Below are 15,178 nucleotides of genomic sequence, written 5' to 3' on the forward strand. Positions count from 1 at the left end.
GCGCCGCGCTAAGCTTTGGACGCTTCGCCGCGGGCGAACGCCTTGTTCGCTTTGTCGACTTCGGCGAAGAAGTGCCGCAGCTCCTTCTGCGCCGCCTCGCGGACGAAGGGAAGCTCCTCGCCCATCAGGTCCGGCGTCCACTTCCGTCCGAGGTTCGCGTGGACGATTTCGTCCGCCCAGTCGTAATCCTGGAACTGCGCCATGAGCGGATGCTTCGCTTCGTCGCGGCACCACTCGTACTCCTTCTTCTTGCCAAGGCTGATCATCGCGCCTTCCTCGATGCCGATGCTGAGCCACGCGTACTGCACGGCGGGAATCTTGTCCGCGTTGATGTCGTAATCGGACGTGTACTGCGGCCGGGACATCCATTCGTGCCCGTCGGCTTCGAGCGCCGCCTGCCCGAACATGGCGTGCCGCGCTTCGTCCCAAATATGGCGCGCGAGATCGCGGTAGAACGCCCACGGCATGTTCTTCTGGCCGTACAGCACCGCCGCGACCAGGTCGCACGCGGTCATCTCCTCCTGGCGGACGCGCATCTTCATGAGCAGCTCGCGCCCCGCGGGATCGTCCGGCGGATTCGCGACGCTCGTCCGCGCCCACGTCGTTTCGCCCATCTTGCGGGGATCGCGGACGGATCTGCCCGGCACGGCATACGTCGTCCGGGAGCGCCCGCGGCGCGGCAGATCCGTCGGCCGGGACAGCTCGCCCGCGACGCCGCCGGCCGCCGCGAGGAAGGCGGCGATCGCGTCGGCGAACGGCGGCGCGTCCTGCGCGGCAGCCGCTTCAGCGGTCGCGTCAGCGGTCGCGTCCTGCGCGGCCGCCGAGGCGCGCAGCTCGGCCAGGAACGCTTCGCCCCATTCGAGCTGCGCTTCAAGATCGAGAATCGCGCCGCGCAAAACGCGGATCGTCGGCTGGTCGACGATCTGCTGGGTGGCCGCCATATGTTCCCGGTAAGCGGCCAGCAAAGCCGGCTTGACGACTTCGTAGACGGCGGACGCCCATTCCAAGTCGCTCCCGGCGTGGACGAGCTCGTCCATCAGAAGGGAGAGGACCGGGTCGGGCTCTTTCGATAGGACGGCGCTCGACGTGCGGAGCTCCGGAATCCGCTCGCGCCACTGGTTCGCGATCTCGGCGTCCTCGTACATGTGGCGGCACATGGCCACCCGAAGATCCCAATCCTCGCGGCCGGGGAGTTGCCCGGCCGCCGCTTTCAGCAGACCTTCGTGCAGGAAGCGATAGCGCTGCAGGACGCGGGCATTTTGCTCGACGCCGTATTTGCCGAGCGCGTACGGGTTGGCGATGCCGGAAAATTTCAACATGCGGATTCCCCTTTCCGAAACGGCTGGTATCGCTTGCTTGCCCCTATTATGGCAGATCGCCCGCGCCGAAGCCTATGGCCCGAACCGCGCAATTGATGTGTTATTTTGATGCGGCCCGAAACAAGCGAGCCAAGACGGGCGATGATAACCGGCCCCCGATCGCCGCGTTGCTATCGGTATCGCCGTCATCGCCGCCTCGCTATAGGCTGAATTTATAAAACTCATTCGATTTATATATTTCAATGCCCGGCCGCCGCCGTATACAATGACAAGTAAATCCAGCGGTTACGAAAGAAGGCGGATGTTCCCATGCAAGCTTATTTCGCGATATTCGGCTCGGTCAGCGTGCCGATCTTGATGGCGTGTCTCCTCGGCTATCTCTACCAGGCATTCAAGTCCCCGGATACGAAGATGCTGGCCGACCTCAGCCTGTTCGTCCTGTCGCCCTGCCTTATCGTCGGCTCGCTCGCCGGCAGCAGTCTCGATTCGTCTTCGTTCGGGCATATCGCGCTGTTCACGGCGCTTCAGACCGCGCTGTGCTGGGCGGCGTCGCTCGCGGCGGGCAAGGCGCTTCGCTTCGACCGCTCGTCGCTCCGGTCCATGGAGATGACGACGATCTTCGCCAATTCCAACAATTACGGGCTGCCGCTGCTCCTGCTCGCGTTCGGCACGGAAGGCTTCGCGATCGGCGTGACGAACGTGGTGCTTCATATCGTGCTCGTCAACACGCTCGGGCTGTACATTTCGTCGCGCAGCTCGTTCAGTCCGCGCCAGGCCGCCGTCGCGATGGCGCGCAATCCGCTGATCTACGCCGCGGCCGTCGGCCTCCTGCTGTACGCGCTGCGCATCCCGCTGCCGGACAGCCTCGCGGACGGATTCCGGCTCATCGGCGGCGCCTATGCCGCGGTCGTGCTGCTTATCCTCGGCATGCAGCTGCGGAAGGCCAACTGGCGCAGCGGGATGCGGCGGGAGCTCTGGATCGCCGTCGCCATGCGGATCGCCGGGGTGCCGCTGCTGTCCTGGCTCACGATCTCGCTGCTCGGTCTGCGCGGGCTGGAGGCGTCCGTGCTGTTCGTCCAATCCTCGATGCCGTCGGCGATCAATTCCGTCGTCATGATGGAGAAGTACGGCGGCGATCCGGAGATGACGGCGCTGAACGTCGCGATCACGACGGTCGCGAGCTTCCTGTACCTGCCGCTCATCATCCATTGGGCGCACGGGTTCTGACGCGGCGCGGGAATCGGCGGAGCCGGTGGTGGCAGGACCTGCGCCGGACGCGGCCGCCGGCAGTACGGCGCTTCCCGCGCCGCGCACGCGCGCCGCGATCCGGGCGGCTTTTTAGGAAAACTTAAAAATTGCCCGCTTTCTCTTTAAGGAGTCTGCCTTAAGCTGGTCTTACGCGAAACAAAGACCACCGGAAAGCAGGGATTGCCCATGAAAGAAAAGCTGGCGCATAAGCTCGAGCTCGCGTCGTTCGTGCTGTATATGTACGTATTATTCAAAATCGTCCTCTTCAAGTTCAATCCGATCTCGCCCGGCTATCTGTGGGCGGAATTGCTGCGGAGCGTCCGCAACCCGCAGGACGTCGGCTGGCGAGTGCACGCGGGCAATCTCGTCCCGTTCGAGGAAATTTCGCGGACCGTTCACGTGATGACGCCGCACGGCTTCGTCAACGTCGCCGGCAACGTCGCGATATTCCTGCCCTTCGGCGTGTTTCTCGGCTTGCTGTCCCGCAACGGCATCTCGCTCTTCGGCGCGCTGATCTGTTCGTTCGGCCTGAGCTTCTGCTTCGAAAGCGCGCAGGCGGTCTTCGCCATCGGCCGCTTCGACGTCGACGACATGATTCTGAATTCCGCCGGCGGCCTGCTCGGCTGCATCGGCTACCGTCTCCTTGCGGCGAATCCGTTCCGCGGGCGGACGAACCGGGAGCAGGGCGGCAGGACGCGGGCTCCGTACGACACGGCGCGTCCGACGCCGGATAGGGCGGCGAACGGAACGGGCGATTCGCCGCCGATCGCGGCCGCTTTGACCGGCGCGGCCCAGGGGCGGCTGTTCGCCGCCGAAGCGCGCGACGCGCATACGTAAGCCGACAAGCGGTCCCGCGAGGGGCTGCTTTTTTTATTTTCGGCTATCGTACACGCGGTTCCGTACGACCCCGGGTTACGATTTTATAAAAATTTAAGAATTGCTTTGGTTCTCTTTAAAGTTCATTGTTTATGATGAAACGGACGAAACGGAAGCTCGAAAGCGAGGAAGCGAAATGTCACCAAACACGGAACGGCATCACGATGCTCCGGACGATTCGGGATACGGCGGTTATCTCGCCGCGCGGACAGGCCTCGGCGATTTCGGCGGGGACGCGGGGGAAGGCGAGCCGCGCGGCGCGGCTGCTCAGGCCGGCGGCCCGGCGGCCGCGTACGAGGCCGGGGATACGTTCGACGCCTGTTACCAACGGTATTACAAGCACGTCTATTATTGTGCGTACGCGATTTTGCGCGACCATTTTCTGGCCCAGGACGCGGCGCAGGAGACGTTCATCAAAATATTCCGCCGGCTCGGCGAGACGGGCGCGGCGGACGTTCAGGAAGGCTGGCTGACCGTCATCGCGCGCAATACCGCGATCGACCTGTACCGCAAGCGGGTGCGCAGCCTCGAAATCTCGAGCGAACGGATGGAAGCCGTCTCCGGCGCGGGCGACGGCGGAATCGGGCGGTTTGCCGAGGTGCCGGACGAATACGAGCTGCTCGAAAGCTTGAAGCCGGAAGCGCGCAAGGCGCTCGTGCTCGTGTACGAGTACGGCTTGTCGTACAAGCAGCTGGCGTCGATCCTGAACTTGTCCGTCGGCGCCGTAAAAACGCTCATTCACCGCGCCAAGAAGAAGCTGCAGGCGATGTCGGGCAAGGCGGAGGCGACGGAGACGTCCGCCTGACTTGGCGCCGGCGATGCTTCGGACTGCGGAAGCGCTGGCTTGCATGGCGCCATGAGACGGCTCGCTTGCCGCCGGCGCGAACCTGACCCGCTTGCGCAACCGCCGAAAGGCCCGTTCCTCCCGGAACGGGCCTTTCGTGCGTCCGCATGCCGCCGCGTACACGCAGCCGGCCGGTTAATCCAAGCCAGTCCCGGAAGCGGGCGACGATGACCGTGACGATCTTACCATTCCCACGGCATCATCACCGGATAGCCGACCTTCTCGGCGCGGAGCAGCTGCTGCGAGCGCTTCGGCAGGGCGTCGTAGGTTTCGCGCGGGATTTGGATGGAATAGCCCGAGCCGTACCAGTCGCGGTTGTAGATCAAGGCGATGTTCGTGCGGCGGTAGTCCGAACGGTTCGGCGTGCCGCGGTGCCACATCCGAATGTCGCGGATCACGATGGAGCCGGCGGACATGTACACCTTCTCGGAGTGCATGTACTGCGACGCGCGCACGATGTGCATGTGCGGATTGACGACGCCGCCGAGCGTGTCCTGGTTCGCCCGGTCGCCGTGCAGGTGCGTGCCGCCCGGCCAAACCTCGAGCGGGCCGTTCTCCTCGGTCGTGTCGACGAGCGGAATGTTCAGCACGAGGCTGAAGGGAGGCAGCGGCACCGACAGCTCGGGGAACAGCGGGTTGATGTCGCAATGCACGGCCTGATAGTCCGAGCCGGGCATCGGCGTGTCGGAGGCGAAATAGCTGATCTTGCTGTATGGGCCGAGCACTCCGTCGATGATGGCCATGGCGATCGGATGCTCGAGAATGGACGGGTCGTTGAACGGCGCTTGGAACGGCAGGTGCATCTGGGCGCGGTTCGTGCCGGTATTGTAGCCGCGGCGCTCGATGTACTCGTCGAACAGCGGGTCGAACGATCCGCGCAGCTCCGCCATTTGCTCGTCGCCGTACACTTTGTCGAGCACGATGTAACCGTTTGCTTTTACTTGCTCGACGGCGATCGCGAGCTTCTCGGGATCCAGCTTGCCGGACTGCCGTTCTTCGGGCGTCAGTTGCATTTTCATTGTCGGTACCTCCAGAGGCCCTTGTCGGCCGTATTTTTATGCGGGAGCGGTTAGTCTTGATGCGAATGTTCGGCGTACAGCAGCGGCCAATAGTGATTGTCGTAGCGCTGGCCTTCCTTCGGGCGCGGGCCGAGCAGCCGGATGTTGTCGACGTTGTGATGGCCGTGCTTCTTGTAGGCCATGCCGTCCGGCATGAGATGCGCGACGACGGAGAGGCGCGGATCCGCCGAATGATTTTGGCCGGAGCCGTGGATCGTCAGCGCGTGGTGAAAGCTGGCCTGGCCGGCCTTCAGCGTGACCGGGACTTCCTTCCATTCGCGTCCGGATTCCTGTGCGATGCGGTGCTTGACCGCCTCCAGATCGCGGTTGAAGAACGCGTCGCTGCCCCCGAGCAGCCCCCACTTGTGCGAACCGGGCACGACGGACATGCAGCCGTTCGTCAGGTCCGTATCCTGCAGGGCGATCCAGGCGGTGACCAGATTCGGGGTATCCGTGCACTGCCAGTAGATATAGTCCTGATGCCAGCCGACGTTGCCGGGGGACAAGGCATCCTTCTCGCCGGTGCCGGTGCCGGGCTTGTAAATGACCTGGTCGTACCACAGCCGCGCGCCGGAGCTGTCCATCAGGCCCGCCGCGATCCGGCCGAGCACGGGGTTCGTGACCGTCTTGCGGACGGCGTCGTTGATCCACCAGGAGTTGTCGATTTTGCGGAGCATCTTGGGATTGTTCGACGGGCGCCATTCTTCCAGCGGGTAGCCGTCGCCGTCGTAATCGAACGACCAGATGCGGTCGTGGGCGCGGCGGAGCTCCGCGATTTCGTCCTCGCCGAACAGCACCGGGCTGACCCAGTAGCCGTTCTCCTTGTAAAATTCTTTATCTTCTTGCGTGATATGTCCGACCGTCTCCTTCATGGCCCACATCCCTCTTCGCATGATAGTCCCCTGCAGAACTACTCCGAGTATAGTTCACAATCCGCGATCCGTATTGTATAGTTATTCTATCAATTGTAAAATTGTAAGAAAAACTGGGGGGTGCTGCGCGATGAACAGCTTCAAACCGGCGTCGCATCTGAAATCGCTGATCGAATTGTTCGACCGGGAATGGCACCGGTTTTCGTTCCCGGCGTTCGGCTTCTGGCGGGACCGGGGCTGGAACGGCGCGGGCTCGGGCTTCGAGCTGAACTATTACACGCGGGGGACGAACACCGTGGTGCAGGACAAGCGGACGCTGCGTTTCAAGCACGGCGACCTCATCTACGTGCCCGACGACGTCCGCAGCAGCTTCTGCGAGGAAGGTTCGTTCGATCTCTATTACGTGATGTTCCGGTTCGATGCGCCGGATCTGAACGCGCGCATGGCCGAGCTGTTCCGGCTGCTCGACTTCGAAGCGGCCCCGCTGGCGATGCCGGGCCTGCAGGCGGAATTCCGCGCTTTCATGACGGAGCTGCGCATGGACCGGCACGTCTCGGTGCTGGCCAAGAATTATTTCCTGCACATCTTCGTGAAAATCTACATGGAGCTCGCCGAGCATGCCGGCCACCGGAACAAGCACGAGCTGATCGTCCGGCAGGTCATCGAGGATTTGCAGGAACGGATGGACATCGGCGGCAAAATCCTGCTGCCGGACGTAGCCGCCCGCCACGGGCTGAACGAGCGCTACCTGAACCAGCTCTTCAAGGCGGTGACGGGGACGACGATCGGCCAATACGTGCTCGCCGCGCGCATCGAGAGCGCCAAGCGGCTGCTCGAGACGACGACGATGCCGATCACCGAGATCGCGATCGTCAGCGGCTTCTACGACGGGGCGCATTTCTCCAAGGCGTTCCGGGCGAGCGTCTCGCGGACGCCGCAGGAATACCGCGGGCAGCACGGCTATGCGTAGCGAAGCGGGTGGAGCGTCGATGGCCCCGGGACAAGCGGCAAGCAAAAATTTACAATTGGGGCCGGGTGCCTTAATGAAGCGGGACGGAGGAGGCCCGATCGGCCGAAGGCTGCAGCGGCGCGGAAAGTAGGCTTGAATCGAGGGAGAAACGGCGGCACCCGGGATCGGGGCCGCCATTTTTTTATGACAATTTTACAAATAGCATCGCGATTATACAATACGGCCCAAGGCGCGTGCTCTATAATGCATTCAGATCGTAAAGCGCTTACAACGCGAGACGTCCTGCGCATTTCAAAACGACGGGCTCATCCGGCTCGTACAGGGGGAAATTCAGCATGAACAAGAAGAACGCGGTTGCGCCGCTCGCCGTCGGCCTGTCCTTGACGCTGATTCTGGCGGCTTGCTCCGGCAACGGCAACGGCGGTACGGGGAACGCCTCGGGCGCGAACGCCGGGACGAAGAACGGCAACGCGGCCTCGGAGACGGCCGTGCAGCTCGATCCGAACGCGGAGCCGCCGCAGGATCCGTACGGCAAATACGATCCGCCGATCACGGTCACGACCGTGCACACGAACAACGAGGTGGCGACCAACCTCAAGAAGCCCGACACGCTCGAGAGCAACATCTACACGCGCACGTGGGCCGAGAAGCTCGGGATCGACCTGAAGTTCAACTGGACGTCGCCGGGCGCGCAGGGCGAAGAGAAGATGAACCTCATGATCGCGAGCGGCGACCTGCCGGATTTCTTCTACGTCTCCCCGTCGCAGTTCGAGCGGCTCGCTTCGACGGGACAGCTGGCGGATTTGACCCAGGCGCTGCAGGACTACGGCTCGACATACATGAAGAAATATTTGACCGGCGATTACGCGGGCTTGCTCGAAGGCGTCACCAAGAACGGCAAAGTCTACGGCATTCCGAACGGCCAGACGTACCACGATTCCGGCTTCATGCTGTGGATGCGCTCGGATAACGTGGAGAAGGCCGGCCTGACGCTGCCAAAGACGGTCGACGACCTCGACAAGATTCTAAGCGCGTTCAAGAACAACGACTACGACAACGGCGGCGGCGAGAAATACCCGATCGCGCTCGCGGACGCGAACATCGCGTCGAATTTCTGGGGCATCGGCGACGCGTTCTTCAACATGTTCCATGCCTACCCGAACATCTGGGTCAAGAACGGCAAGGGCGAGCTGGAGGACGGCATGTTCGGTCCCGAGCACCGCGAGAACACGCGCAAGGCGCTGCTCAAGCTGCAGGACTATTACAAGAAGGGCTACATCAACCCCGACTTCGCGACGTTCGACGATACGAAGTACAACGAGTCCATCGTCAACAACCAGTCCGGCGTCGTCTTCGGCGGGCTGTGGGACGCGTGGTGGCCGCTGAATCTGAACCTCGACAAGCATCCGGACAATAAGTGGCTGCCCGTTGCCATTCCGTCGGCGGACGGCGAGCAGGCCAAGTCCTCCGTGACGGCCGCGACCGTGCTCGGCATCAGCGTGGCGCGCAAAGGCGTCGAGCATCCCGAAGCGCTCGTGAAGATGGAGAACCTGTACCACGACTTGAACAACAATCCGGAGACGATGCAGTTCGGCAAGTACAACACCGATCCGAAGGACAATTCCGGCATCTTCCTGGCGTATCCGATGCCGGTGTACAATCCGTCGTTCAACTACGAGGCGTTCCAGGTCGTCAGCAATGCGTTCAAGACGGGCAAGGCGGACGGCATGCCGGAATCCGACAAGCTGTTTTACGACCAAGCGAAGGCGTACGCCGACAAGAACGACAAGGCCGGCTTCCCGTCCTACCTGTCGTATACCGACCAGGGCAGCCTCGCGGTCGTCGACGGCTACATCAAGAACAAGGCGTTCCAGATGAACGAATATACGGCGATGCCGACGCAGGAGATGATCGACAACGCGCCGATCATCAAGAAGGCGTACGACGTCATGTTCCTGAACGTGGTCAAAGGCGGCGACATCGGCCAATACGACGACTTTCTGAAGCAGTACGACGCGATCTACATGTCGGCGGTTTATTCCGGCGTAAACAAGTGGTTCGAAGCGAAGAACAAGGAAAGCATCCAAAGCTGGTTCGACAGCAAATAGACCGCCGGCGCCCGCGGCGGGCCGGCTGCGGACGGACGCTCGCCCGCGGCCGCCGTCATCCCGCGGGCGGCGGAAGCCGAATGGAGTGAAGGGAAGCCATGAAACTGCTGCATGCCTTAACGATCCCGCGCCGCCAGCTGGCCCTCTACGTCATGCTGATCGCGCCGGTCGTCGTCTTGTTCGTCTACGCCTATCTCCCGATGTTCGGGGTCGTCATGTCGTTCCAGCGGTTCGAGCCGAGCCTCGGGTTTTTCCGTTCCGACTGGGTCGGCTTCGATAACTTCCGGCGGCTCGCGTACATTCCCGACGTGAAGCAGGTCGTGCTGAACACGCTCTTCATCGCCTCGATGAAAATCGTCGTCGAGACGCTCGCGGCGATCGTCGTGGCGGTGCTGCTGAACGAGATCGTCTCGAAGCTCTTCCGCCGCGTCGTGCAGACGATCATCTATTTCCCGTATTTTCTGTCCTGGGTCATCCTCGGCGGCATCCTGCGCGACCTGCTCTCCCGGGAAGGGCTGATCAACATGCTGCTCGGCAAGCTCGGCTTCGAGCCGGTCGTGTTCCTGTCGAAGGCGTCGCTGTTCCCGTACGTGCTGGTCGGCACGGAGACGTGGCAAGTGACCGGCTTCGGGACGATCGTGTTCCTGGCCGCCATCACGATCATCGATCCGACGCTGTACGAGGCGGCCGTCATGGACGGGGCAAGCCGGTTCAAGCAGATCCTGCACATTACGATTCCCGGCATCAAATCGACGATCATCCTCATGATGACGCTCAGCATGGGCTACATCCTGAACGCCGGCTTCGAGCAGGTGCTCATGCTGTACAGCCCGCTCGTCTATTCGACGGGCGACGTCATCGACACGTGGGTGTACCGGATGGGCCTGCAGCAGTCGCAGTATTCGCTCGCGTCGGCGATCGGGCTGTTCCGGTCGGTCGTCAGCCTCGCGCTCATCTCGGTCTCGTATTACGTCGCGCGCAAAGTATCGGATCACCGGATCTTCTAGGAAAAGGAGGGGAACGCCGATTATGCCGGATCGTTCTATCGGAAGGCGTACGTTCGCGACGCTGAACGGATTGCTGTTCGTACTCTTCTCGCTGAGCTGCGTGGTGCCGATGATCCACGTGCTGTCCGTCTCGCTCAGCGCGAGCAGCGCGGTCAACGCGGGAGAGGTGACGCTGTGGCCGGTCAAGGCGACGCTCAAGTCGTACGAATACATTTTGAACAAATCGGAGTATTGGACCGCGATGGGCGTCTCGATCGAACGCGTCGTGCTCGGAACATTCGTTAGTATGCTGCTGACGATCCTGATCGCCTACCCGCTGTCGAAGAACAAAGCGTCGTTCAAGCACCAGTCGGCCTTCGCCTGGTACCTCGTCGTGACGATGCTGTTCTCGGGCGGCCTCGTGCCGTCGTTCATGATCGTCAAGTACACGGGCATTCTCGATTCCGTCTGGGCGCTCGTCCTGCCCGGCGCGGTGTCGGTCTTCAACGTGTTGCTGCTGTCCAACTTCTTCCGCGGCATCCCGAAGGAGATCGAGGAATCGGCGTTCATGGACGGCGCCGGCCACTTCCGGATCTTGGCGCGGCTGTACCTGGCCTTGTCGATGCCGATCCTGGCGACGCTCGTCGTGTTCATCGCCGTCGGCCACTGGAACGCCTGGTTCGACGGGCTGATCTACATGAACAACCAGAAGAACTATCCGCTGCAATCGTATCTGCAGACGATTCTGGTGCAGTCCAACTCGCAGGTCATGACGCAGCAGTACGCCAAGCTGATGAGCATGGTGTCCGACCGCACGATCAAATCGGCGCAGGTGTTCGTGGCGTCCATTCCGATCCTGTGCGTCTATCCGTTCCTGCAAAAGTATTTCATCTCCGGCATCATGCTCGGCTCCGTGAAGGAATAGGTCTTAGCTCCCTTCGCGAACGAGCGAGCACATGAACCCGGAACCGCGAGAAAAACCGCGAATGCCAATTCGCGGTTTTTTTGGCGCATCCGGCCGCTTATGGATACGAACCGCCGGCGCAGGGAAGCCTAACCGCCAAACGAACGACCAAGGAAGGTGGCGCCATGGAGCGGTTCAACCCGGAAGACGCCGTTCCCGGCGTGACGAAGTCCGTCGATCTGGTCAGCCGCGAACTGCGAATCGGATCCGACGCGGCGCGGCTGTATTATCTGTCCTCGCTCTGCGATAAGCTGTATATTCAGCAGACGATCCTGGACCCGTTCGGCTTGTCGGTCCGCATGCAGGACTTCATGGCCAGGCTGAAGCTGAGCTCGGGCTACCAGACGATCGAGCCGGGCGAGCAGACCGCCGACAAGCTGCTGCACGGCTATGCGCTCGTGATCCGGAACGGAAGCATCGCCGCGATTGAGGCGCGCAAAACGCCGACGACCAAGCCGACGGACGCGACGGTGGAGAGCATCCTGCAGGGTCCGCAGACGTCGTTCTCGGAGGACGTCGAGACGAACGTGCGGATCGTGCGGATGCGGTATCCTTCGAAGAACCTGCGCGTCGAATATACGGAGGTCGGACTCCAGAGCCGCACGCAGCTGGCGATCATCTACGACGAGTCGAAGGTCGAGCCGGATCTGCTGCTCGGGCTGGACCGCCGATTGACGAAGGTCAAAGCGGAGGTCGTGCAGGCGGCGAACCAGCTGTCGATGCTCCTGACGAACCGGTACCAGCTGTTCCCGACCGCGATGGCGACGGACCGCCCCGACCGCACGATCTTGAACCTTAGCCAAGGCAAAGTCATTCTGTTGCTGGACGGAACGCCGTTTGCCGTTTATTTCCCGGCGGTCTTCTACGATTTCATGGTCTCCATGGACGATGCCTACCAGTTTCCCTGGCTGGTTCACCCGCTGCAGGCGCTGCGGTATTTGAGCGCGTTCATTACGACGACGCTGCCGGCTTTATATATCGCGTTCGTGTCGTACAATCCGGAATTTCTGCGGGCCCAGCTCGCGATCGAGATCGCCGGCAGCCGCGCGGCGGTTCCGTATTCCTCGTTTTACGAGGTCTTCTTCATGCTGTTCCTGACCGAAGCGCTGACGGAAGCGAGCATCCGGCTGCCCAAGCATATCGGCTCCACGGCGACGACGGTCGGCGGCCTCATCCTGGGGCAGGCGGCGCAGGAAGCGGGACTCGTCAGCAGCATCATGATCATCATCGCGTCGGCGGTCGCGATCTCGAACTTCGTCATTCCGATCAATACGATGAGCTATGCCATGCGGGCGGCCAAGTTTCCGCTCGTGCTGCTGGCGATCTATTTCGGCTTGGCAGGCGTCGTGACCGGGATTTTCGGCTTTATCGTCTACGCGGCCAGCCTCCAGAGCTTCGGAAGGCCGTACTTAAAGCTGTTTCCCGGGGAACAGCGAAAAAGCAGGTGAGCGGATGACGCGCTATTTCTTTTATTTCGTGATCGTGGCCATGCTGATCCATACCGTCATCTTCGTCCCGCGCGTGCATATCGACGAACGGTTTCGCGGCGCGATCCTGTCGTTCGCCATCGGACCGGCGATCGCCGTCGTCTTGATCGCGGCGTTCACGGCGACCATGCGCAAATTCAAAGGGCAGGGCGTGCCCGAGATCTTCGCGGCTTCGCTCCCCAAGGCGGTGTACGTCCCGATTCTCTTCGTGATGGGCTTGGGCTCGCTGTCGGCGGGCGCGATCGTCTGGGTGCACTGCACGTTCGTGTTCGCCAAATATTTGAATCCGGACATGGCGCCGTCGATCCTGCTCATCCTGTTCGTGACGGTGACGTGCCTGGCGGCGGCGCAGTCGTCGAAAGCGGTGATGTACAGCACCGAAATCATCTTCGTGCTGAGCGTGCCGCTGCTGCTCGTGCTGCTGCTGCACGGCGTGTTCAGCAAGAGCCTGAACGTCGACTCGATCCGCGCCATGCTGGATTATACCTGGATCCCGCCGTCCTGGAACTGCCTCTCGGCCTCGACCAACACGTTCGCCGGCTTCTTGACGCTGTCGATCTTCAACCGCTTGTTCACGGAAGACCGGAAGATCCGGTACGTGTGGGCGATTCCGTTCATCGGCTTCGCGCTGGAAATCCTGTCGTTCTTCATCCCCATCGGGTTCCACGGGACGGACGGCGTGGACGATTACATCTATACGTGGGTTTCGACGATGGACGCCATCAGCATCAAATACATCTTGATCGAGCGCGTGATCTCCATTTACCTGCTCGTCTCGCTCGTGATCACGTTCACCTACACGATGTTCGTCTGGCACATCGGCGCGCAGACGATCGGCAGCTGCTTCCGCGCGTTCGACTATCGCAAGAACACGCCGCTCACCAAGCTGATCGCGTTCGGCATCTGCGCGCTCGCAGGCATCGCCACCATCGTGCTCGGCCTCCGGATCGACGAAGCGACGCTGTTCAAAACGATCTCGAAATGGATGCAGATCGGCCTGCCGATCGACCTGCTGTTCGTCGCGTGCGTGTATGTGGCGGGGAAACGGCTGCTGGCGCGGAGGGCCGGGTCATGAAGCGGTTCAGCGCCTGCCTCGCGGGGTGGCTGCTCCTGCTCGCGATTCTGTCCGGGTGCGGGTTCAAGGACATCGACCGCCGCTTCTTCGTCATGGCGATCGGCATCGACAAGTCGCATGCCGAAGAGAAGGCGTACCGCGTCTCCCTGAAGCTGGCCGTGCCGTTCGCCAAGATTCAGCCCGGCGAGACGAATACGTACCGGCTCGTCTCCGACGACGCCAGCTCCATCGCGGAAGCGGTACGCCACATCAAGTCGAAGGTCGACAAGGAGCTCGACTTCACGCAATCGAAAATGATCGTCGTCGGCAAGGACGTGAGCGACGAGCTGCTGCGCGAAGACCTGCTCGATTGGTTCTTGCGCCGGCGCGACATTCAAAGCGCTTCGTATATGGCGGTCGGCGACCCGTCGGCCGAGGCAGTGCTGAACGTCAAGACCAATTCCGAGCGGTTCCCGGGGGACAGCCTGTTCCTCAGCTTCGACCAGGACGGCACGGAATCGTCGTTTATCGCGACCGAGCATTTATTCGATTTTCACCGCAGGGTGCGGGAGAAGGGAATCGATCCGTATCTGCCCGTCATTCGCACGATCGACGACGGCGCGTTCCTGATCGATCAGGTCGCCGTCTTCGACGAGGAGCGGATGAAAGCCGTGCTCTCCGCGGACGAGACGCGCATCTTCAACGAGCTGGTGGAGCGCAATCAAAACTTCGACGTCGAGACGAAGACGGATAAGGTGCAATTCGCGCTGAACGTGCATCGCTTCCGATACGATTACAAGATTCAAGCTTCCCCGCCGGCCATCCATCTGAAGGGCCGCATCGTCGCGCAGGCGGAGGAGTCGACGGAAGCGTTCTATACGCGGCCTTGGAGCTATTACGAGCAGCTGGCCGAGCGGCAGACGGAAACGCGTTACGCGCGCCTGCTTCAAAAGCTGCAGCGCTTGAACGTGGACCCTGTCGGCTTCGGCCTTCGCTACCGCGCGACCCGGTACGGCGGAGCGAAAGAGTGGAAGGCGTGGCAGGCGCTCTACCCGAAGGTGACCTTCCATCCGAAGGTCAGCATCGACATTAAGAGCTCCGGGGGGATCAAATGACTGCTTCCGCCTACGGCGAACGGGCCTGCAAACCGGGCGTCGGACTAGGCGGCGTTCGCGTCGGCGGACCCGGTGGCTAGCAGCCGTTCGAATCGCAGAGGCCGCGGGACGCGGCAAGCAGGGAAGGCCAAAAACCGCCGGGGCGATCCCCGGCGGTTTTTTTGGCGGCCGGCGCAGCGAGCCGGTCGGACCAGAGGCCGCGGGACGCGGCAAGCAGGGAAGGCCAAACACCGCCGGGGCGATCCCCGGCGGTTTTTTTGGCGGCCGGCGCAGCGAG

At 62.0% G+C, this 15,178-nt stretch carries 13 protein-coding genes; 10 read left to right on the forward strand and 3 right to left on the reverse strand.

Features of this window, described 5'->3' with window-relative positions; genetic code table 11:
* Window positions 1–8 precede the first annotated feature (8 nt).
* Entirely contained in the window at window positions 9–1,319 is a 1,311-nt protein-coding gene (locus I8J29_RS01010; protein WP_208845728.1) for a hypothetical protein, read from the reverse strand.
* A gap of 309 nt (window positions 1,320–1,628) precedes the next feature.
* Between I8J29_RS01010 and I8J29_RS01015 the strand changes: the two genes are divergently transcribed.
* The 3 genes from I8J29_RS01015 to I8J29_RS01025 all read left to right on the forward strand — a co-directional run bounded on the left by I8J29_RS01015 (window position 1,629) and on the right by I8J29_RS01025 (window position 4,248).
* Window positions 1,629–2,546 (forward strand): AEC family transporter, encoded by a 918-nt coding sequence (locus tag I8J29_RS01015; protein WP_208845729.1) that lies wholly within the window; start codon window positions 1,629–1,631, stop codon window positions 2,544–2,546.
* Window positions 2,547–2,753: 207 nt separating this feature from the next.
* A complete protein-coding gene (locus I8J29_RS01020) occupies window positions 2,754–3,404 on the forward strand; it encodes a VanZ family protein (RefSeq protein ID WP_208845730.1) in 651 nt (216 codons plus the stop codon).
* 175 nt (window positions 3,405–3,579) lie between these two features.
* A complete protein-coding gene (locus I8J29_RS01025; protein WP_208845731.1) occupies window positions 3,580–4,248 on the forward strand; it encodes an RNA polymerase sigma factor in 669 nt (222 codons plus the stop codon).
* A 221-nt stretch (window positions 4,249–4,469) separates the two neighbouring features.
* Here the strand turns inward: I8J29_RS01025 and I8J29_RS01030 are convergent, their stop codons facing one another.
* Window positions 4,470–5,306, reverse strand: coding sequence for a phytanoyl-CoA dioxygenase family protein (locus I8J29_RS01030; RefSeq protein WP_208845732.1), 837 nt, complete (start codon window positions 5,304–5,306; stop codon window positions 4,470–4,472).
* A gap of 50 nt (window positions 5,307–5,356) precedes the next feature.
* The gene (locus tag I8J29_RS01035) at window positions 5,357–6,238 is read right to left on the reverse strand and encodes a phytanoyl-CoA dioxygenase family protein (RefSeq protein WP_240545808.1); all 882 of its coding nucleotides are present in this window, start codon (window positions 6,236–6,238) and stop codon (window positions 5,357–5,359) included.
* 109 nt (window positions 6,239–6,347) lie between these two features.
* Between I8J29_RS01035 and I8J29_RS01040 the strand changes: the two genes are divergently transcribed.
* The 7 genes from I8J29_RS01040 to I8J29_RS01070 all read left to right on the forward strand — a co-directional run bounded on the left by I8J29_RS01040 (window position 6,348) and on the right by I8J29_RS01070 (window position 14,901).
* Window positions 6,348–7,187 carry an AraC family transcriptional regulator gene (locus I8J29_RS01040; RefSeq protein WP_208845733.1) on the forward strand — a complete coding sequence of 280 codons (840 nt, stop codon included), beginning with the start codon at window positions 6,348–6,350 and terminating at the stop codon, window positions 7,185–7,187.
* A 335-nt stretch (window positions 7,188–7,522) separates the two neighbouring features.
* Window positions 7,523–9,295, forward strand: a complete 1,773-nt coding sequence (locus I8J29_RS01045; RefSeq protein WP_208845734.1) for a type 2 periplasmic-binding domain-containing protein — start codon at window positions 7,523–7,525, stop codon at window positions 9,293–9,295.
* 98 nt (window positions 9,296–9,393) lie between these two features.
* The gene (locus tag I8J29_RS01050) at window positions 9,394–10,302 is read left to right on the forward strand and encodes an ABC transporter permease (protein WP_208845735.1); all 909 of its coding nucleotides are present in this window, start codon (window positions 9,394–9,396) and stop codon (window positions 10,300–10,302) included.
* 22 nt (window positions 10,303–10,324) lie between these two features.
* A complete protein-coding gene (locus tag I8J29_RS01055) occupies window positions 10,325–11,206 on the forward strand; it encodes a carbohydrate ABC transporter permease (protein ID WP_208845736.1) in 882 nt (293 codons plus the stop codon).
* Between the two features lie 164 nt (window positions 11,207–11,370).
* A complete protein-coding gene (locus I8J29_RS01060) occupies window positions 11,371–12,693 on the forward strand; it encodes a spore germination protein (RefSeq protein ID WP_208845737.1) in 1,323 nt (440 codons plus the stop codon).
* A gap of 4 nt (window positions 12,694–12,697) precedes the next feature.
* Entirely contained in the window at window positions 12,698–13,807 is a 1,110-nt protein-coding gene (locus tag I8J29_RS01065) for a GerAB/ArcD/ProY family transporter (protein WP_208845738.1), read from the forward strand.
* Window positions 13,804–14,901, forward strand: coding sequence for a Ger(x)C family spore germination protein (locus tag I8J29_RS01070; RefSeq protein WP_208845739.1), 1,098 nt, complete (start codon window positions 13,804–13,806; stop codon window positions 14,899–14,901). Before I8J29_RS01065 ends, I8J29_RS01070 begins: the two co-directional genes overlap by 4 nt.
* Window positions 14,902–15,178 lie beyond the last annotated feature (277 nt).

Origin of the sequence: Paenibacillus artemisiicola (genome assembly GCF_017652985.1) — a bacterium.
Classification (GTDB): domain Bacteria; phylum Bacillota; class Bacilli; order Paenibacillales; family Paenibacillaceae; genus Paenibacillus_Z; species Paenibacillus_Z artemisiicola.

Bases quoted from the DNA above. Each gene is read 5' to 3' on its own strand.
- I8J29_RS01025 (WP_208845731.1), top strand. From the start codon at position 3,580: ATGTCACCAAACACGGAACGGCATCACGATGCTCCGGACGATTCGGGA.
- I8J29_RS01030 (WP_208845732.1), bottom strand. From the start codon at position 5,306: ATGAAAATGCAACTGACGCCCGAAGAACGGCAGTCCGGCAAGCTGGAT.
- I8J29_RS01035 (WP_240545808.1), bottom strand. From the start codon at position 6,238: ATGCGAAGAGGGATGTGGGCCATGAAGGAGACGGTCGGACATATCACG.
- I8J29_RS01055 (WP_208845736.1), top strand. From the start codon at position 10,325: ATGCCGGATCGTTCTATCGGAAGGCGTACGTTCGCGACGCTGAACGGA.
- I8J29_RS01040 (WP_208845733.1), top strand. From the start codon at position 6,348: ATGAACAGCTTCAAACCGGCGTCGCATCTGAAATCGCTGATCGAATTG.
- I8J29_RS01050 (WP_208845735.1), top strand. From the start codon at position 9,394: ATGAAACTGCTGCATGCCTTAACGATCCCGCGCCGCCAGCTGGCCCTC.
- I8J29_RS01015 (WP_208845729.1), top strand. From the start codon at position 1,629: ATGCAAGCTTATTTCGCGATATTCGGCTCGGTCAGCGTGCCGATCTTG.
- I8J29_RS01060 (WP_208845737.1), top strand. From the start codon at position 11,371: ATGGAGCGGTTCAACCCGGAAGACGCCGTTCCCGGCGTGACGAAGTCC.
- I8J29_RS01045 (WP_208845734.1), top strand. From the start codon at position 7,523: ATGAACAAGAAGAACGCGGTTGCGCCGCTCGCCGTCGGCCTGTCCTTG.
- I8J29_RS01010 (WP_208845728.1), bottom strand. From the start codon at position 1,319: ATGTTGAAATTTTCCGGCATCGCCAACCCGTACGCGCTCGGCAAATAC.
- I8J29_RS01020 (WP_208845730.1), top strand. From the start codon at position 2,754: ATGAAAGAAAAGCTGGCGCATAAGCTCGAGCTCGCGTCGTTCGTGCTG.
- I8J29_RS01065 (WP_208845738.1), top strand. From the start codon at position 12,698: ATGACGCGCTATTTCTTTTATTTCGTGATCGTGGCCATGCTGATCCAT.
- I8J29_RS01070 (WP_208845739.1), top strand. From the start codon at position 13,804: ATGAAGCGGTTCAGCGCCTGCCTCGCGGGGTGGCTGCTCCTGCTCGCG.